Origin of the sequence: Stieleria marina, assembly GCA_007741555.1 — a bacterium.
Taxonomy (GTDB): domain Bacteria; phylum Planctomycetota; class Planctomycetia; order Pirellulales; family Pirellulaceae; genus K23-9.
Genome location: CP036526.1, coordinates 7,616,784 through 7,636,778 on the forward strand (window position 1 = coordinate 7,616,784; position 19,995 = coordinate 7,636,778).

Sequence of the window (19,995 nt, forward strand, 5' to 3'; positions counted from 1 at the left end):
AAAAAAGCTTGGCACGATTCGCACCAAGCTTTTCTGAATTTATCGGATCGTTGTCATGTGACCTCGATCGAGTCGATGACTGCAATTACTTGCTGGTCAACAAAGCAATCCGCGTATCGTCGACTTGCTTGCGAAGCGATTTGACGTAAGCGGAATCCGCAGGACACATGCGATCGACGGGCACGGTACAAGTTCGCCCATTCGATTTGAGCAAACGAACGTGGGTCGCAGTGATTTCGATCAAACGACCAGCAGTACGGAACTGCCCAGTGTTGTCGATCCAAGTTCGCACGCGAGTTTCTGAGAGCGGATTGATCGACACGACTCGTGGTGCCGAGACAACTTGCAAACGCAACGGCTTGGCCGAGACCTCCTCGGTCGCCAGTTTCTCTGCGATCGTTTCCTTCACCGAATCGATAATCGGTGCAGGCAACTCTTCGATCATGTTCTCGGGCGTCGCCACATTTCCGGCACTGCCAAACAGATCATCAATGCTGTCGGTCGTCGCCGGAGTTGCATCGCTGGCGGGAGCACCAAACAGATCATCCAAGTCAGCGTCAGCAGCAGGAGCTTTGTCGTTGCCAGCCGGAGTCGCGGGAGCACCAAAAGGATCGTCACCAGCAGGTGCAGCTGCAGGAGCGTCACCCATCGGCGCGGCGTCTTCACCACCGCCGAACAAGTCATCAAGGCCACCAGCGTCGATGGCAGGAGCCTTTTGATCGGCGGGGGTCGAGGGAGCTCCGAAGGGATCAGCAGCGGGAGCCGCGTCTTTGGCGGGAGCAGCATCGGATCCGGCTGCGGCTGGTTCGCCACCGCCGAACAAGTCATCCATCGCAGCCGCAGCGCCGTCGGTAGCCGCGTCTGGCACTGCTTCAGATGGAGCAGCTGGCGCCCCAAAAGGATCAGCAGCCGGTGCGGCAGCATCGGGGGTTTCGGCGGCAGGTGCGCCGAATAGATCATCCACGGCAGCGGGAGCCGCAGCATCCTTAGCAGCAGGAGCACCGAACAAATCGTCGGCTGGTGCAGTGTCAGCTGGTGTGTCGTCAGCAGGCTTTGCCTCAGCAGGTGCTGGTTCGACGGGAGTATCGTCCGCGGGTTTTGGTTCGGCTGGCATCGGTGTTGGCGGTACCGCCGAGTCAGCATCTTTGGCAACCGGATCCTGGGCAACTGGTTCTGCCGGAGTCGATTCAACCGCTGTTTCGGCGGGAGCAACGCTATCGCCGGACGTCGTTCCTTGATCCGAAAGGGAAGTCTCTGATTCGACGATCACAGGTGCGGACATGACTGGTTCTTCGCCAACGATCAGTCCCGCATCCAACGGCGTACCGTAGTCAACCGAATCAAACATCGGAGCTTCGACGCTCATGGTTTCGATCATCGGGGTCGAATCCATCATGATCGGTTCACCGATGACTTCGTGACTGATGACGTTTCCGATCGATGCGTTACAGCAGCAAGCCGAAGCGACCGGTTGAGCCATTTCGACGGGCGGAGCGGGGTAAGTCACCATCGGTGACGCAACCACCACATTGCTTGCCACTGGCGTGGGGCAGCACGACGCGACCGGTTGTTCACAGGTCGGTGCGACTTGGCAACATGACACGGGTACAACGCAGGCTGGTTTGCAGCGAGATCGTTGCTTGCAGCGAATCTTGTTCAAGAGCCAACCAGCCGAAGCAGGGCTCGCGCTGAAGAGCGCGATCAGGCAAACCACCATTGTCCAACGGCAGAAGTATCGGACCTTACGATTCATGTTTTGAGCAACTCCTCCACGGCATTTGACCGTGGACGTGGGCGAAAGCGTCGGATTCAGAGGCAATCAATGCGGGCGGCAATGTCAGCGGCCGCTAGCTCGATAAGCCAAGCCAGCTCGCCTTCACTTTTTTCTCACTCCGATCTTCACGCATCGCAAAACGGCAGGACCGTACAGCGGCAAATCAGCAGGACCAATCTGCAATCTTCGTGGTCAGATACGGAGGAAAAACGACCAAATCGCCATCTGGGAAATTCGAACGCTTATGCTAGTTGTGCGAAAATGGACTCACAAGCAGGTAAAATGAACAAATACGATGGTTTGCGGTATCCTGGAGGATTGCAGCGATTTCACCGGTTAAAAACTCGACTCCCCTCGACGCCGCAAATCCGTCACACTCGCCAAACCGTGTCTTTCTCGCCACATCACGGGTTTCAATTCAGATCAATTCCGCCGCTTTCTCAGGAGAAAGACGTCCATGTTCCGCCTGCTGCAAGGCCTGTTTGCATCGATGAGCTTGGAGCGGAAATGCCTGCTCTTTTTTGGCTCTGCGCTTTCAGTGCTGATGTGCGGTGCGTTCTTTGTGGTGCAAAAACTTGGTAAAGAGTTGGTCAAGAACACGACGCGCCAACGAGCCCAGGACTACGGCGCCGCGGAATTGACGATGATTCACGCCAACTCGGCTTGGGCCAACGGATTGAACGAAGACTCGTCGACCACAATCGGCAACAAAGTCCAAGCCCAGCGATCGCTTTTTCTAAACGAGGACATCGAATTTGCCGTCCTAGGTTTGGAAGAACCGGTCACCTTTGACAATCTGCCGCCGCCAACTTTGCCTGCCGACGAAGGCGAACGGCAACGACTGATGGACCTCAAAGGGCAGTATCAATCTCAACTGTCCAACCAGATTGAACAGCGACGTCCGGATATCACCGAAGCTCTGGACCTGGGCGAAAACGAAGCGATGAGCCGCATCGGCTTAGGAGTCTCGACACCCGTGTTTGCCGAAATCGGTCCGGTCGATGATCGATACATTTATTACAAGCCAGTGTTTCCGACGCAGTCGTGCATTCCGTGTCATCAACCGACCAACCAAGACATTTCGCTGTCGCCGGATATGTCGTCGTCAGATGAAGACTCGATGTCGATCGCAAAGAAGTATCCGTTTCGTGTCATCCGCGTCAGCATGCCTTATCAAGACACGCAAGAAACGACGACCTGGATTCGCGCCATCATCATCGCATTGGCAATGCTTATCGTCGCCGTCACGTTGTTCGTGCTGCACGCGATCGTTCGCTACTTGGTTTTGAAGCCGCTTTATCACCTGCGCGACGTGAGTGATGCGATCACGCATGGCGATACCAATCAACGTGCGACGCTGGACACCGAGGACGAATTTCGCGAACTGGCCGACGCGTTCAATCGAATGCTTCGTCACATGACAGAGACACAGGATCAAATCCAAGAAGTCAACGAGGAACTTGATGGCCGTGTCGACCAACTCGCGCAGCTGAACTTGCAGCTCTACGAAGCCAACCGTCTCAAGAGTGACTTCCTGGCCAACATGAGCCATGAACTGCGCACGCCGCTGAACAGCATCATCGGGTTTTCGGACGTTCTGCAGGGGATCGAAGCGTTGGATGACAAACAGCGTCGGTACGCGCAAAACATTCAAAAAAGCGGTCGTCTACTCCTGGAGATGATCAACGACATTTTGGACTTGGCCAAAGTCGAAGCCGGCAAAATGGAAGTCCGTCGCAGCGAATTTGATCTTGCGCGGTTGGTGTCCGCCCAGTGCGACATGATCGGATCGCTCAGCGAAGACAAGAACATCTCGGTCAGTGTGGATGTTCCTGCCAACCTTCCGTCCGCGTTTCAAGACCCCAACAAGCTGGGGCAAATCATCAACAACTTGCTGTCCAACGCGATCAAGTTCACACCCGAGGGCGGCATGATCACCGTCCGCGTCGCTGACTTGCTGGACGGACGATTCCGATTGCAAGTCACTGACACCGGAGTCGGAATTGCCGAAGAGGATCAATCGATCATCTTTCAAAAATTCAGGCAAAGCCACAAAGTTCTCGACGACGACGGGCTGACGCGCGAGTTTGCCGGCACCGGGTTGGGCTTGTCGATCGTCAAGGAACTCGCCAAGTTGCTCGGCGGGGAGATCGCATTCGAGAGCGAACTGGGGCGCGGCAGTACGTTCTGGGTCGTGTTGCCTTGGCGACTTAGTGATCGCGCCCCGATTGATTTGATTCCGAGTGCTACGCCTGATGCGCGAACCTCTTCCAACGTCGCATTGCCGTAACGAAACCGTCCCTTCCGCAAAATCGAATTCTCAATGAAAAAGGTCGAACTCTACACCGATGGCGCTTGCAGCGGTAATCCAGGCCCCGGCGGATGGGCGTTCATTTTGCGATGCAACCAAACCAATAAAGAACTCGAACGTTCCGACGGCGAACCCGAATCCACCAACAACCGCATGGAGTTGATGGCGGTCATTCAAGGACTTTTGGCCCTCAACGAACCTTGCGAAGTCACCCTGTACGCCGATAGCACCTACGTTCTGCAGGGCATGAAAACCTGGATGGCGGGTTGGAAAAAACGCGGCTGGAAACGCAAAGACGGTTCTAAACTGGTGCCCGTCAAGAATGTCGAACTGTGGAAGCAGTTGGACGAAGCCATGCAAAAACACTCCATTCATTTCGAGCACGTCAAAGGCCACGATGGCCACATCGAAAACGAACGTTGTGATGTGTTAGCAGTCGCAGCCTATCAGCGTTATCTGACGAAACGCTAGCTCCATCGAATCTCTCGATTGGCAGCAACGCTGCCAGACGGACAGTTGTGCTAGTTCAGCAAGCCAGCCAACGAGCCAGCCAACCATCGTTTCCGTCCATCGCAATGATGTGACGGGATCCAGATGCGACTAGTATTCAATGCAAGTCGCTCTGTCGACAACCAAATCTCACTGGCTGTTCTCGCTACGGAAACTTTGATGAATACCACTGACCGTCCATTGCCACCATCGACGGGTCTGGACAAAACGAATCCAGGCAAGAACGAGCGAGTCTTGTCGATCGACGCGTTGCGTGGTTTCGATATGTTTTGGATTATCGGCGGGTCTTCCGTTGCCAGCGCGATCTTGCCTCAGGATGACCCTGAGAGCTGGACCGCTCAAGTCGCCCAGCAATTTGAACACGTCGCCTGGGAAGGGTTTCGGTTTTACGACCTGATCTTTCCGCTCTTCATCTTTTTGGTCGGCTGTGTGCTCCCCTATTCGCTTCGAAAGTACACAGCAAGTCCGAAGTTGGTTTACGGCCGGATCGTTCGACGTGGCGCGTTGTTGATCCTTTTGGGTTTTATAGTGAACGGCGCCCTGCAGTTTGATTTTGCGAACATGCGTTACGCCCACGTACTGCAGCGAATCGGAATCGCATACGTTTTTGCGGCGATCCTCTACCTGCATTCGTCGTGGCGAGGGCAAGTAGCGGCGGCGGCAGCAATCTTGCTGGGCTATTGGGCACTCCTAGCCTGGGTCCCTGCTCCTGGCGGCGTAGCGGGAGACTATTCGATGCAAGGAAACCTGGCCGGCTACCTTGATCGCACTTACATGCCAGGCATCATTCTGGAGAAGTACTATGGCTTTGGCGACAACGAAGGATTCCTGTCGACGATACCGGCCATCGCAACCGCCTTGCTTGGCCTCTTGGCGGGAACATGGTTGCAGTCCGCCGCACGTCCTTGGCACAAGGTGGTCGGATTAGCGGTAGCTGGCGCGATCAGTTTACTGGTCGGCCATACCTGGGGACTTTCGTTTCCGGTGATCAAGAACCTTTGGTCAAGCAGCTTTGTGCTGGTAGCGGGCGGCTGGAGCCTGCTGCTGCTATCGCTTTTCTATGCTGTCGTCGACGTACTTGCCTTTCACCGGCTCGCATTTTTCTGGGTCGTGATTGGGATGAACGCGATCACGATCTACGTCGGTCAGCGGATCGTCAATTTTCATGACATCGCCCAATTTTTCTTTGGCGGCTTGGCGAACCTAGCCGGTGAATCTTCTGGCTTGGTCCTGCTGATTGGAATCCTAGCGATCAAGTGGCTCCTGCTATTTTTCATGTATCGCCACCGCATCTTTTTACGCGTTTAAACCGATCCCTGGCAGGCCTACACCAGTATTCCCAAGCTCCTCTATTCCCAGCTCCTCGGCCCCAAACACAGTTACGTTCCACTTCTGAGCGTCCCCAAGCGATAGGCCCGATTTGCAAGTCTCGTCGGCGGGCAAAATAGTTGCAAAATGATCACTTCTGGCTCAATTGATCTTGCTATGCGACTCCATTGCCATCGCATTGGGAGTATTCCCATCAGCAGCAGCGAAACATCGTCGCCCATGTCGCGTAAAACACAGCAAAAGCCTATAATTCGGGGATCGAATCGACGGCCATTTTGGCTCCCTTTTCTACGTCTTTGACGCAGGTTTCCATGAGCGACGCTCCCACGCCAGAATCACCTTCCAATCCTGAAGATTTCTCCCACTCAACGACACCTGCTGCCAACGCTGAATACACCGGCGACGACATCAAGCACCTGTCTGACTTGGACCATGTGCGAAAGCGTCCGGGCATGTACATCGGTGATACATCGACCCGTGGGCTGCACCACTTGGTCTACGAAGTCGTCGACAATTCGATCGACGAAGCCATGGCAGGTTTTGCCAAATACGTTTCGGTCACGGTACACACCGATGGCAGCGTCACCGTCGAAGACGATGGTCGCGGCATTCCGGTCACAAAGCACGAAGAACTCTCAGTCGAATTTGATCGCGAAGTCAGCACGCTCGAGGGCGTCATGACCGTGCTGAAATTTGGTGGCAAGTTTGAAAAAGGTGCCTACCAAACTTCCGGTGGTTTGCACGGCGTCGGCGTAACAGTCGTCAACTTCCTGAGCCAGTGGTCCAAAGCCGAAGTCAGCCGGGACGGGTTCACTTGGTCACAAGAGTACGAACGTGGTGTGGCGACAACGCCGATCGCGAAAGGCCGTGCGACCAAGAAAACCGGAACCAAAACGACGTTCAAAGCAGACAACCAAATTTTCAGCGTATCGAAATACAACTTCGACACGCTCTACAAACGACTCCAAGAACTCGCGTTTCTTAACAGTGGCGTGCGAATCAAGTTTTTGGACGAACGCAACGGCGAAGGCGGCGACTTTTTGTACGAGCGCGGGATCGTCGAATTTGTCGAACACCTCAACCGCGCCAGCGACGCACTTCACCCCGACGTGATTCAGATTTCGGGTGCCAAAGAGGGCGTCGAGTACGAGATCGCACTGCAGTACAGCACCGAGTACACCGAAAATGTGCAGTCGTATGTCAATAACATTCACACCATGGAAGGCGGTACGCACGTATCAGGCTTCCGTTCGGCACTGACCAGAACGCTGAATAATTACGGCAAACGCGAAAACCTGTTCGCCAAAGTCACGCCCGGTGGTGACGATTTTCGCGAAGGCCTGACGGCTGTCATTAGCGTCCGCGTGCCCGAACCGCAATTCGAAGGCCAAACAAAAACCAAACTGGGCAATAGCGCCGTCGATGGCATTGTCAGCAGCGGTGTTGGCGAATCGCTGGCAAAATACATGGAAGAAAATCCTCGCGCGGCCAAATCGATTGTGCGAAAGGGTTTGCTGGCGGCCGAAGCTCGCGAAGCAGCCCGTAAAGCAAAAGACCAACTGCGTAGTCGCAAGAACGCGCTCGGCGGCGGCGGTTTGCCGGGCAAGCTGCGTGACTGCATCAGCAAGAACATGGAAGAGTGCGAAGTGTACTTGGTGGAAGGTGACTCGGCCGGTGGATCGGCCGAAGGCGGTCGCATGCGTCAGTACCAAGCCATCCTGCCACTTCGCGGTAAGATCATCAACGCGTACAAGAGCCGCGAAGCAAAGGTCTTGGAAAACAACGAGGTCCAGTCGATGATCCAAGCGATCGGAACCGGAATCGGCGCCGACCAGGACTTAACCAAACGCCGCTACAACAAGATCATCATCATGACTGACGCGGATGTTGACGGTAGTCACATCCGCACACTGCTGCTGTGTTTCTTTTATCGCCAGATGTACGAACTGGTCGCCAAAGGCCACGTCTACGTCGCCCAACCGCCGTTGTTCCGCGTTCAGCAGGGCAAGAATCGGTACTACGTCCAGACCGACGAAGAAATGAAATCGCAGTTGCTTGACCGTGGTTTGAAAGACACCGTGTTCGAGGCTGAAGATGGCCGGCGCGTTGAAGGCGACAAAATGGAAGCCCTCTGCGTCACGTTGGCGTCCATGGAAGACGCGATCCTAGCTCTCGAGCGACACGGTGTTTCGCTGCGTGCCCACGTCCAGCGACTCGATCCAGTCACTAATAAGCTACCGCCGCTGATGTTGACGTCAGACGGCATCGAGCACTGGTTCCACCAAGAAGACGAAGTCGAAAAGCACCTCAACGAAAACAATCTGACCTTAGACGTTGAACACGACTTGGATGGCGATGGCGAAATCAGCGACGTCGAAGGCGAAGTCGCCGAAGCAGCGGCCGAGGTGGAAGGAAAAACCATCGCTCACCTCACCGAGCTTCACGAAGTCCGGACGATCAATAGTGGACTGAAAGACCTCCAGCCACTCGGTTTCGGTGTCGACGATTTGATTCCCGCCGACCGAACAGGATCAACCACCGCTCGTTTTGAATTGGTACGAGGCGAAGGTGACGAAGTTCGACGCGCGGTCGAAGATCTTCGAGGACTGTTACCCGAAGTTCGCGCGGCTGGTGAAAAAGGCCTGCAAGTCACTCGCTTTAAAGGACTGGGCGAAATGAACGCGGAGGAGCTCCGCGAAACAACGCTTGATCCCGAAAACCGAACCTTGGTCAAAGTTAACCTCAACGACGCCGGAGCTGCGGACGAAATGTTTCGCCTGTTGATGGGAGACAAAGTCGAACCACGTCGCGAATTCATCGAAAAGCACGCCCTGGACGTCAGAAACCTGGACATCTAGCGGCCAATGCGATGGCTGGCTTCACAGGGGGGTATTGCTCAAAAAAGACTTGCAGCAATCCCCGCCAGCACCAGAATCACCAAACCCACGAGCAGCCATTTCGGCATATCGTCAGCTTCTGCTGCACGACGATCTCGGCTCGCATCGTCATCAACCGGTTGCAGGTTTGGCGGGTCGTACGGATTCATCCGGTTCATCTTGGACAGCTCGACTGTTTCGGCATCTTGATACTTGCGATCGTTAATCTTTCCGTCGCGATCGTAATGCATCCGCATCTGCTTTTCATTCTTCGCAGCTTTCTTACACCACTTCTGGGATCGCCACTCAGGCGACCGCCTTGTGGGCATCGGCCGTGACCTACATCACGCGTCCCCCACCCTATCCGAAAGCATCGGACACGCTTGCCGGCACAATATTGAAGTGCCCGTCGCCCAGATGATCGTTTTCCGTCATCCTCCGAGCGATGGTTGAGTCGGTTGTGGCGACTGCGTCCGGTAATGCTAGCAATAACGAGCTACTGAACATAACTGAGGCGTTGACCGAGACGCTGACGATGCTTTTGAGGTGACTGATGTGCTCCATTTTTTCGTGCATCGAGTCACCCTCCCAAAGATTCAAAGCTCAATTCAACCACGTTCTCCCTCGTTTTACCTGTCGTGGCTGACACAACCGGCATGACCCGGCCGTTTGCCTGATCGACAAGCATTACTTGACCGTAGTTTTTTGACTCCCGTGAATTGTGTCATAGGTTTTTGTAGAGGAAGTGAGTGACGCGAGTTGCTCACTACTGAGACGAGGCAAACCATCTTGATGGAGCGTCAAAATCTCAGTCAGCCTGAACCTCCCAGACAAAGGCAAACCGCTTGAGAAGGCGGGACGCAAAGTTACGGGTCCGTGGGCAGCCAACCAAGGTTGGTTGTCTCAGGAAAGCCGAACTGCCGAGGGAAACGATCCAATCAAGAGCTTGCTTTTGATGAAATCGTTCCAAGGTGCGTGTTATGTCGGAAGATGAAGCTGGCCCCCATTTTTTGGGAACCCATTCATGTTGAATTGGCCCTTTTAACATCGCCGAGTGTTGACTTCTTCGGAGGCTGGCACTCACCGAAATATGAGAATAAAGATGAAAAACTTCACAAACAGCATCGTTGCATTTCTTAAAGAAGAAGATGGCCCAACTGCAGTTGAATACGCCGTCATGCTTGCTTTGATCGTCGTCGTTTGCTTGGCAGCTGTCGGTACTATCGGTACCAACGCAAACGCTAAGTTCGAGGAAGTTGGAACAGCTATTGGTGCCAACTAAATCGAATTCGCTCATTGCGAGCGAGCTCGACGAGAAAAATCTCGACGCCATGTCGATGCGAACTTCTGGTTCGCATCGGCCGCGTCGGGCTTTTTGCATGTAAACATCGACACGATGTTTGAATCCTATCGACCGGCTTCGTGACTTCCCAACAGATACAACGTCCGCGTCAAATCAACCTCTCACTCACAGTGCACACTTTCGGGGGGAGGCAATTCAAGATGAACTATCCACTCCTGCCCGCCGATGCCGCTGCTTACGCTTGGCAACTCTCTTGCTGCTTCGTGACACTCCTGTTCGCGATGTTTAGCTGGATGATCGGTCCTCGCTAAGAGTGCAATCCAAAACACAGACCTTCTGCCAGCTATCGCGCAAGTCCATCGCGGCGAACCTGGCGGTCACGAATCATTCGCACAAATAATCATCTCTCACGGGGAAACTGATCGATGGAAACGCTGATCCAAGGCATCACAGATAACTGGACCGTATGGTTCGTCACAATTGTTCTTGTCGTCGCTGCTGTGATCGACGGAGCCATCTTGAAGGTCCCCAACTGGCTGACTTTCCCTTTCATCGTAATGGGATGGGTTCATTGCACCATCCAGGGCGGATTCGGCTATGCCAGCTACTCAGTCAACGGTGACTTTGTCAGCGGCGGATTGCTATTCAGCTTGCTTGGCACTTTTGTTGGCATGATGCTGCTGCTGTTGCTGCGCAACCGCGGCGGCATGGGAGCAGGCGACGTGAAACTGCTCGCTGGCGTTGGTGCCTGGCTGGGCATGGAAGTCACGTTGTACGCCTTCGCGGCCACTGCCATCGTCGGTGGCGTCATGGGTCTTGTCATGATTCTCAAGAGCGGCAACTGGCACAAACACTACGCCATGGCTCACCAAATCATCGGCGAGTGGAAAACCAAAAAACCAGCCGAACTAGCGTCGATCGCTCGTGAGCGAAAACCAACCATGTACTTGCTGCCATACGGTATCCCGATGGCAATCGGATCGATCGCATACTTTGCTATCGCCGGAATGCTGGTTTGATCCAAGTCCTGGCCACTTGAACAGTGGCATCGAGACCGAATGTTGAAATTTAACGACTGGGCGAGAAGACGCAATTGCGTCGCCCTCGCTGGTCGTGTTGACATTAGCCCGGATGGGTGCCGTGCTGTTGATGGGTGGGTTCGCGAACCGATACATCAATCGAGGCGATACGCGAACTCTTCGCAATTGCCCGACGGCGAACTCTTTGGCAGTGTTGGCACCTTTACCTAGAAATCTCCACACTGCCTCTCCCCCGAAAACGTTATGCGAAACAAATCACTTTTTCTGCTGCTCGCTTGTGTTTGCGGAACTGTAGCCGCAATCGGTGTCAGTCAGTGGATGAATGCCAACAGCGGCTCGGGTACGACCGAGACCGTGGAAATTTTTGTCACGGCTCAAGAAATCGGTGACCAAGAAGAAATCACCGCTGACAAAATTCGCTTGGAACACTGGCCAGCAGACCGTGTTCCCCAAGGTGCGACATCAGACCTAGCTGCTTTAGAAGGCCGCTTCGCCAAACAGCTGTTCCTTGCCGGTGAACCGGTATTGGAAGCGAAACTGATGAACGAAAAGAACGACATCATCGTTCCCAAAGGCTACCGCGTCGTTTCGATGAAAGCCGATCAAAACAGCGGCATCGCAAACTTGGTCAAGCAGGGCGATCGAGTTGACGTCGACGCTTACTTTACCAAAAACGAGTTGTTCCCCGAAACAAAAACGATGACGATTCTGTCGGGCGTCAAAGTGTTCGCGCTGGATGGAAAAACCAAACACGACCCTGAAGCGGTCAAAGCCAGATCGGTCCGCACCATTTCGTTGGCCATCCGCAATGCAGACCACGAAGCTTGGATGTTGGCACAACGCAACGGCGAAGTATCACTGTCGCTTGGAAATCCTAGTGCTTACGAATCGGACGTCCCCGAGGGTGAAGTCAGTGCTACCGGACAAAAGTTTTTGACGTGGATGGCTGATCACCGCAAAGAGCAAGAGCGACTTGCGGCGGAAGCCAAAGCACGTGCTGCCGACACCCCAACCGTCGAAGTCGTCGAGAACACAACGCCCGAAGCGAAGAAAAAAGTATTCCGAACAACCAGCATCGTCGCTGGCCGGATGCGAGTATATGAATGGACCGAGGGCGATCCAATCCCCCGCTTGATCGCAGATACAGGAGCGGGCGTTACGATTGGAGAACTGGACGACATTGATCCAACCGGAAACAAAACACCCGCCGGAGAGAAGGACGAATTAAGTCATCTCAACGGCGAAGAGAGCCCGTTCTTTCAACCTGGACAGTGATCAACATCGCTTGATCAGACCAGGCAGGATGGACTGCGCCAGACAGAGGCAACTTCGGTTGCCAAAGTAAATTTACTCGGTCGTTTTTACGTAGTGGAACTCAGCTTCCACCCGTATCAGACCGAATAAAGGATAGAGACCCAACTACCCTAACTTACCCGTTACCCGCACGGACTTCAGCTAGGTTGATGCAAGGATGCATTGGCTGCAACTGCTGATCGAATCCGCGTTTCCCAACGCGATTCATTCGATCAATTGAGTCCTTCGCAAGGATGCACCCGCGATGGAAACGACCCGTCTATCAGCTCAGTTCGTTAAAAAACGAATTGCTGCAATCTTATCAGTCGCCTGCCTTGTGGCCGTCACCGCAGATACGCCTGCGTACTCGGCCGACGCGGTACAGCTGACTTCCGCTGACTCGGCGGCCAACCACAACATCAACCAGTCGGTTGAGCGGTTGGAGATGTTGGTGAAGAGCAGTCGCATCTTGACGCTGGAAGCCCGGGTACCAAAGTTCCAAGTCCACAACGAAGAAGTGCTGGGAGCGACCCCCGTATCGCAAAACCAGATTCAAATCTTCGCCAAGACACCTGGCACAACTCAGCTGAACTTGTGGGACACTAACGACAAGCTTTACACGGTCGACGTGACTGTGTTGGCTGACGCCCGCGAAGTCGAAGGCATTCTAGGATCGCAACTGCCGCTGGCAACGCTGAAAGTCTTGCCAGTCAACAGCAGTGCGATTGTATCTGGTTACGTGACCAGTGCCGACGACGTTGATCGCGCCGTTGCGATCGTCGAACAGTATTACGCGACGGTAGTGAACAACATCAAAGTGATCGGTGTTCAACAAGTCTTGTTGCACACCCGCATCATGGAAGTGTCACGAACGAAGTTGCGAGACTTGGGAATTGACTGGAACTACATTAGCTCCGGCAAATCCATCATCAACGCTCCTAGTAGCTTGATCGATGTGCCGCAGTCGGTCGTGACAGACGGGATTTTGGAAATTTCGCAGATCACCAACGGCGGAAACGTTCAGATCCTGTCGAATGATTTCAACGCCCTCATCAAAGCTCTTCGGCAAGAGGATCTTGTCAAGTTCCTTGCTGAGCCAACCGTCGTTGCGACTCATGGACGCCCTGCACGGTTCATCGTTGGCGGTAAAGTGCCTTACACAGTTCCCGCTGGTAACGGTTCGGTTACCGTTGCCTACGAAGAGTTTGGAACGTCAGTTGACTTTCTACCGTTCGTAGTCGGCCCCGGGCGTATCCGCTTGGAAGTTCGTCCAGAAGTCAAAGAGATCGACGAGGCAAACAGTCTGAATGTTTCCGGTACGCTCGTGCCTGGTTTCAGCCAAAGGTATGTCGAAACCGCTGTTGAGCTTTCTGCCGGACAGACACTGGCTTTGGCCGGTCTGTTGCAGAGCCGAACTGAATCCAGCGTGAAAGCCACGCCGTTCTTCGGTGAAATCCCTTACTTCGGAGCAATGTTTCGACGGGTTACCGAGCGACGCAACGATATCGAATTGTTGATCACGGTCACACCTGAACTGGTCGACGCAATGGACCCACACGAAGTCCCACGCGGTGGCCCGGGCCTCAACTCAACGTCGCCTAACGACAAAGAGCTTTACATGAAGGGTCACATCGAAGTACCCAACATGCTCGGTGGCGATGGCTGTACTCCAAGCGTTTACAACATCCAACCTGGCAGCGATCACTTGTTGCTCGATCCGACCAACAATTCCAGTTCGGCTCAGTACGGTACTCCATCCTACGGCAATGGTGGGCACCACTCTGCATCGACGCTACCTCCTGGTGCAATCGTGCCACAAAACCAACCAATCGAAGTTGGCCAAGGCGTCACGATTACTGCTCCAGTACAGTAACCAGATCAAAGCAGCAAACGTATTGAACGAGCCATCCGCTCATCAAAGGGTTTGCGGATTAGATCGTCCGGGTCGCCTGACTCGGCGATTGTGTAAGAAACGAATTGCAAAAACCACTGCCGATCGTGCTTGTTGATTTTACGATCGACAGTCATGGAACCACAAAGAGTTCTTATGAGCAACGTACTACGAATTGCATTGGTCGAACCAAACGACCAGAACCGCGAATCGCTCAAAGCGATGCTCTTGGGGATGGACACTGTCTGGTTGGAAGCAGACTGTTCTCGCTATGAGTTCTACGCGGACATCATCGAACAAACCGCACCGGATGTCGGCGTCGTCGCGCTGGATGCTGACCCAGAGCGTGCCATCGAACTGATCAAAGAACTGTCCGCCAATGCGCCGGACACTTCGATTCTGGCAGCTAGCGAAAGCACCGATGGACACCAAATCCTGCGTACGATTCGCGCCGGTGCAGATGAATTTTTGACTCTGCCAATGTCAGCCGAAGATCTGTCGAGTGCACTGCTGCGTGTCGGCCAACAAAAATTTGGCATGACCGACAGCGGATCACGGTCTTGCGAAGTCATCGCTGTTGCCGGTGCAACAGGGGGTGTTGGTTCGACCAGCACGGCTGTCAATCTGGGCTGCGTGCTGGCCGCTGATTCACGCAACAGCGTTGCGTTGATCGACTTGGACTTGGCGCTCGGCGATGCCGATGTTTTTCTCGACGCGATTCCGGATTACACGCTAGCGGATGTGGTCCAAAACGTTGCTCGGCTAGACATCCAATTGCTCAAGCAGTCGCTCACCAAACACAGTAGCGGTCTGTACCTGCTTCCGCGTCCGGTCGAATTGCACGATACCGAAGCGATCACGGACGATAGTGTTCGCAAAGTAATCGGGCTGATGAAAGCCTCGTTCACTCACCTGATCATCGACTTGTCCAAGACCTACAGTTCGGTCGACATGGCAGCGATCGAAAGCGCATCGCATGTGTTGTTGGTAACGCAACTAGACTTGCCTTGTCTAAGAAACGTCGTCCGGTTGATGATGAGCTTTGAGGAGATCGATGGTCTCCAGAATAAGGTGGAGATTGTGGTCAATCGTGCCGGACTGGACTCGGGTCAAATCAGCCTGAAAAAAGCCAAGGATACTTTGGGCCGCGAAATCTACGCGTTGTTGCCCAATGACTACCGGACAATGGTCGAAGTTCGCAATAACGGTGTGCCGTTGATCACCCAGGCTCCCAAAGCAGCGATCACGCAGGCTATTCGCGACTTGGCCGCAAAGATCCAAGGCCAAACGACCACCGACGAAACTGGCGAAGAGGCATCGGCGGCGGCAGGTTCTGGTGGCGGCTGGAAAAAGTTCTGGCCCGGTGCAACGAAGTAGCACGAATCGCTGCTTAGCTGACTGTTTCGATCCAGCGAACCAGCGACCGCACAAGGGCGCCGGTCGCTCCGGCGTCTCGATGAGCCAGAGGCGCGTCGGCAAACGCAGGTCCAGCAATATCGATGTGGACCCACGGCGTATCGCCCACAAAGTTCTCTAAAAACTTCGCGGCTGTGATTGCGCCGCCCCAACGCGCGTCGCCAATGTTGCGAATGTCGGCCACTTTGCTTTTGATCTTCTCATCGTAAAGTTCAAACATCGGCAGTTGCCAGACTGGTTCGCCCTCCGCGTTAGCCGCAGCAGCGACCGCATCGCAGACCGTTTGATCGTTGGTCATCAGCCCGGCCACTTCTTTGCCAAGGGCGACTAGACATGCTCCAGTGAGCGTCGCCAGATCCACCATGGCCGCCGGCTTGGATTCGATCGCCACATCCAGCGTGTCTGCTAAAACGACGCGTCCTTCGGCATCTGTGTTTAGGATTTCAATCGTCTTGCCATTCCGTGTTTTGATGACATCACCGAGTTTGTAGCTATCGCCACTGACCATGTTCTCAGCTAGCCCGCAGTAACCGATCACATTGCGTTTGATGCCCAGTTTCGCGATCGCATGCATGACACCCACCACCGTTGCAGCGCCAGCCATATCGCATTTCATCGCCTTCATTCCCTCGCTTGGCTTCAGCGACAACCCTCCGCTGTCAAACGTGACGCCTTTACCAACCAGAGCCAACGGAGCTTCGTCGCCACCTCCGTTGTGACGCAAAATCACTAGTCGCGGCGACTTGGGTGATGCCGCCCCCACTGCCAACATCGCGCGGCAATTCTCTTTTTCAAGTCGTTCTTTGTCCCAAACTTCAACATCCAGACCAACCGATTCGCCAAGTTCAACGGCTCTTGCAGCAAAGCTCTCTGGATAGATCACAGACGGCGGTTCGTTGACCAAACGCCGCGTTTGGTTCATCGATTCGCCAATCGCGACGCCGCGGTCAATGGCTGCCTGGTCGATACCAACAAAATCGATTGCCGCGGGCACTTTGATCACCGGCTCGCTGCGATAAATCGCTTCGCCTTCTAAGGCAAAGAGCACACCGGAAACCACGACGTCGTGCACTGATCGATCGCAACACTCCGGGAGCGCGACAACGATTCGTTCTTGGTCTTTGTCGATCAATTTGCGTATCGCGGCAGCGGACGCCCGAAACATCTTGTCTCGGGCCACTTCAACCAGAGCAAGCTGGTCCTGATCGCCCAGTCCTACCAGCAACACCATGGCCGCACTGACTTTGTTCGGGCTAGCAATCAGCGTCATTTCGCCCTCCTTGCCGCTAACCTTGCCAGCATCCAATAGTTTGCTAATCCAGCCGCCACCTACTTCGTCGATCCGTTTGAATGAACCGGAAACTTGCGATGCAGTCGTAATTCCGACGATCAGAACGTCGCAATCCTGGGTTGTCGGATCGGTGGCTATGCCAAGGCGTGGCTGTGGAAAAGGCAGACGGGGAAGCATGGTAAAAGTCCTCTTCGTTTGTCGACGCAGCGGTTATTGATTGGACCGTTAGTCTAGCGCCGCCATCGCGGTTATCCTACCCGCAGTAAATGTACCGTCATCGGCCAGCCGACATCCTTGCAAGAAATCGAACGTTGAAACACCGCAGCACTCGAGACGTCGTAGAAGACCTTCGGGCCGATGGTCGACTGATCCAAGTTGACGATGAAGTCGATCCGAACTTGGAGTTGGCCGAGATCCAGCGGCGCGTGTATTTACGAGGCGGCCCCGGGCTTTTGTTTACAAATGTCCGCGGGACAAAATTTCCGATGGCGTCCAATTTGTTCGGGTCGCTCGAACAAGCCCGATACTTGTTTCGTCACACACTGGAATCGGTGCGGCGATTGATCGAAATCAAGATTGATCCCTCCGCGCTACCAAAACGTCCCTTTCGCTACCGCGGTGTCCCACTCACGGCGCTTCACACGCTGCCCAAAAAGGTTCGTCGTGGTCCTGTCAGTGCAAATTCGTGCACCGTCGCGGATCTGCCGCAGCTTAAGTGCTGGCCCGATGACGGCGGAGGATTTGTCACTCTGCCACAAGTTTTGAGCGCAGATCCCTTGGATCCCACCAATCTGATGCGGGTCAATTTGGGAATGTACCGCGTTCAACTTTCGGGCAACGAGTATGAGGACAATGAAGTCGGCTTGCACTATCAAATCCACCGCGGCATTGGCGTCCACCATCGAACGGCGATGGATCGCGGCGAACCGCTGCAAGTCGCGATCACCACCGGCGGTTCGCCAGCCATGACGCTCTCGGCTGTCATGCCGCTCCCCGAAGGACTAACGGAGTTGATTTTCGCCGGTGCTCTTGGTGGCCGACGGGCTCGAATGATCAAGGGCAACCACGCGCCGGTGTATGCCGATGCTGACTTCGCAATTGTCGGAACGATCGCCCCGAACGCATCCAAACCCGAAGGCCCGTTTGGCGATCACCTCGGCTACTACAGCTTGCAACACAATTTTCCAGTGATGAAAGTCCAGAAAGTTTGGCACCGCGAAGACGCGATTTGGCCGTTCACCGTGGTAGGCCGCCCACCGCAAGAGGACACGACGTTTGGGCAATTGATTCACGAGCTAACCGACCCCATCATTCCGACAGTGATTCCCGGTGTCCAAGCGGTTCATGCGGTCGATGCATCGGGAGTGCATCCACTGCTGCTGGCGATCGGCAGTGAGCGCTACATGCCTTATTTAAAGGCAAAGGAACCGCAAGAGTTACTGACCCAAGCCAATGCGATCCTTGGCAACGGCCAGCTTTCCTTGGCAAAGTATCTATGGATCACCGACGACCCTGATGAAGATCTAAAAATCCATGACATCGCTGCTTTCATGCAGCACATTTTGCGGCGTGTCGACTGGCGCCGCGACGTTCATTTTCACACACAGACCACGATCGATACTCTGGACTACAGCGGCACTGGATTTAACAAAGGCTCCAAAGTCGTCATCGCTGCGACTGGGCAACCGGTTCGCGAACTGGCGACCGAAATCAATCTCAGTCGGTCGCTCCCTACTGGGTTCAGTGAACCACGTCTGGTCATGCCAGGCGTGATGGCGGTACAGGCTCCGCACTTCAGCAAGGCCTCCGGGAACAACGATGTTCAGTCTTTTATAGACCAGTTCGCGGGCGATCGGTCGTTGGATGGCACCCCGCTGATCACGCTAGTCGACAATAGCCAATTTGCAGCCGCCAGTTTAAACAATTGGCTTTGGTCCACATTTACCCGCAGCAATCCTGCGATCGACATCCAAGGCGTCGACGCAATCACCATCGATAAGCATTGGGGCTGCCACGGATCGCTCGTGATTGATGCGCGAACAAAGCCACACCACGCTCCTCCTTTGATCGAAGATCCCGAAACGATCGCCAAAGTCGACGCGCGTGCAACGCGTGGTGATGCACTGGCTCGATTTCTGTAAACCGTCGGAAACCTCGCATGCTTCAAGATACATTCCAAACACCAGCGCCAGTCGTATTGGTTACCGGCAGCGGATCAAAACGCGTCGGGCGCGCGATCGCAACTCATTTCGCTAGCCTGGGATGCAATATTGCTTTGCACGCCAACACAAGCGTGGAGGAGGCAAACGAGGCCGCCGCCAACATCCAAGATAAATTTGGCGTCCAAACCATCGTGACGCAGGGATCTTTGACGGACGACGAAACTCCGCAGCGCATCGTCGACAAAACGCACGCAACGTTTGGACGCATCGATATTCTGATCAATAGCGCAGCGATCTGGAGTCCTACCAAACTGGACGACATCACACCTGACGAAGTACGTCGCTATTTTCAAATCAACACACTTGGTTCATTTCTATGTGCTCGCGCGGTGGGCAACTTGATGGTCCAGCAAGATCGCGGCGGATCGATCGTTAACATCGGCGATTGGGCGACCGTGCGACCGTACATGGATCACGCAGCCTATTTTCCCAGCAAGGGCGCGATCGAAGTAATGACGCGGTCGCTCGCGGTCGAATTCGCTGCTCGCAACAATCGCATCCGCGTCAACTGCATCCAACCGGGGCCGGTACTGTTGGCCGAAGACGTCGACCAGTCACATCAACAAAAGGTCGCAAACAGCACTTTGGTGGGACGAGTCGGTACGGCAGAGCACGTCGCCCACGCCGCGCAATTTCTGTGCGAAAACGATTTTGTCACTGGCGTTTGCCTGCCTGTCGACGGCGGCCGGCAAATCTACGCCCCCGATGGCCTTCAAGTCGGAATGAACACCGGTTGAAA

The 19,995-nt window shown here is 54.5% G+C and carries 15 protein-coding genes and 1 riboswitch; of the genes, 11 read left to right on the forward strand and 4 right to left on the reverse strand.

The window, feature by feature from the left end; all coding sequences use genetic code 11:
- Positions 1-85: 85 nt before the first annotated feature.
- A complete protein-coding gene (locus K239x_RS28995) occupies positions 86-1,540 on the reverse strand; it encodes an SHD1 domain-containing protein (RefSeq protein ID WP_419189444.1) in 1,455 nt (484 codons plus the stop codon).
- A gap of 691 nt (positions 1,541-2,231) precedes the next feature.
- Here K239x_RS28995 and K239x_RS27000 point away from each other — a divergent pair.
- From K239x_RS27000 to K239x_RS27015, 4 genes are all read left to right on the forward strand, one after another.
- Positions 2,232-4,064, forward strand: coding sequence for a sensor histidine kinase (locus K239x_RS27000; RefSeq protein ID WP_145421462.1), 1,833 nt, complete (start codon positions 2,232-2,234; stop codon positions 4,062-4,064).
- Positions 4,065-4,097: 33 nt separating this feature from the next.
- Complete coding sequence (gene rnhA / locus K239x_RS27005; protein WP_145421464.1) at positions 4,098-4,556, forward strand: ribonuclease HI; 459 nt, start codon at positions 4,098-4,100, stop codon at positions 4,554-4,556.
- A 198-nt stretch (positions 4,557-4,754) separates the two neighbouring features.
- On the forward strand, positions 4,755-5,903 hold the full coding sequence (locus tag K239x_RS27010; RefSeq protein ID WP_419189446.1) for an acyltransferase family protein: 1,149 nt from the start codon (positions 4,755-4,757) through the stop codon (positions 5,901-5,903).
- Positions 5,904-6,235: 332 nt separating this feature from the next.
- The gene (locus K239x_RS27015) at positions 6,236-8,782 is read left to right on the forward strand and encodes a DNA gyrase subunit B (protein ID WP_145421468.1); all 2,547 of its coding nucleotides are present in this window, start codon (positions 6,236-6,238) and stop codon (positions 8,780-8,782) included.
- A gap of 38 nt (positions 8,783-8,820) precedes the next feature.
- On the opposite strand, the gene K239x_RS27020 is transcribed toward K239x_RS27015, so the two are convergent.
- Together K239x_RS27020 and K239x_RS27025 are read right to left on the reverse strand one after the other, a co-directional pair.
- Positions 8,821-9,051, reverse strand: a complete 231-nt coding sequence (locus tag K239x_RS27020) for a hypothetical protein (RefSeq protein ID WP_145421470.1) — start codon at positions 9,049-9,051, stop codon at positions 8,821-8,823.
- Positions 9,052-9,160: 109 nt separating this feature from the next.
- Entirely contained in the window at positions 9,161-9,376 is a 216-nt protein-coding gene (locus K239x_RS27025; protein WP_145421472.1) for a hypothetical protein, read from the reverse strand.
- A 249-nt stretch (positions 9,377-9,625) separates the two neighbouring features.
- A riboswitch (cyclic di-GMP riboswitch) is annotated at positions 9,626-9,725 on the forward strand.
- Between the two features lie 177 nt (positions 9,726-9,902).
- Here K239x_RS27025 and K239x_RS27030 point away from each other — a divergent pair.
- From K239x_RS27030 to K239x_RS27050, 5 genes are all read left to right on the forward strand, one after another.
- On the forward strand, positions 9,903-10,082 hold the full coding sequence (locus K239x_RS27030; RefSeq protein WP_145421474.1) for a Flp family type IVb pilin: 180 nt from the start codon (positions 9,903-9,905) through the stop codon (positions 10,080-10,082).
- A gap of 446 nt (positions 10,083-10,528) precedes the next feature.
- Entirely contained in the window at positions 10,529-11,122 is a 594-nt protein-coding gene (locus K239x_RS27035) for an A24 family peptidase (RefSeq protein WP_145421476.1), read from the forward strand.
- Positions 11,123-11,386: 264 nt separating this feature from the next.
- On the forward strand, positions 11,387-12,418 hold the full coding sequence (gene cpaB, locus K239x_RS27040; protein ID WP_145421478.1) for a Flp pilus assembly protein CpaB: 1,032 nt from the start codon (positions 11,387-11,389) through the stop codon (positions 12,416-12,418).
- A gap of 283 nt (positions 12,419-12,701) precedes the next feature.
- The gene (locus K239x_RS27045; RefSeq protein WP_145421479.1) at positions 12,702-14,309 is read left to right on the forward strand and encodes a type II and III secretion system protein family protein; all 1,608 of its coding nucleotides are present in this window, start codon (positions 12,702-12,704) and stop codon (positions 14,307-14,309) included.
- Between the two features lie 174 nt (positions 14,310-14,483).
- Positions 14,484-15,704: an AAA family ATPase gene (locus K239x_RS27050; RefSeq protein ID WP_145421481.1), complete on the forward strand. Its 1,221-nt coding sequence runs from the start codon at positions 14,484-14,486 to the stop codon at positions 15,702-15,704.
- A 13-nt stretch (positions 15,705-15,717) separates the two neighbouring features.
- Here the strand turns inward: K239x_RS27050 and K239x_RS27055 are convergent, their stop codons facing one another.
- On the reverse strand, positions 15,718-17,211 hold the full coding sequence (locus K239x_RS27055; RefSeq protein ID WP_145421483.1) for a leucyl aminopeptidase: 1,494 nt from the start codon (positions 17,209-17,211) through the stop codon (positions 15,718-15,720).
- Positions 17,212-17,300: 89 nt separating this feature from the next.
- On the opposite strand from K239x_RS27055, the gene K239x_RS27060 reads away from it, so the two are divergent.
- Positions 17,301-19,175 (forward strand): UbiD family decarboxylase, encoded by a 1,875-nt coding sequence (locus tag K239x_RS27060; protein ID WP_145421485.1) that lies wholly within the window; start codon positions 17,301-17,303, stop codon positions 19,173-19,175.
- Positions 19,176-19,192: 17 nt separating this feature from the next.
- Positions 19,193-19,993, forward strand: coding sequence for an SDR family NAD(P)-dependent oxidoreductase (locus K239x_RS27065; protein ID WP_145421487.1), 801 nt, complete (start codon positions 19,193-19,195; stop codon positions 19,991-19,993).
- The last annotated feature ends 2 nt before the right edge of the window (positions 19,994-19,995 follow it).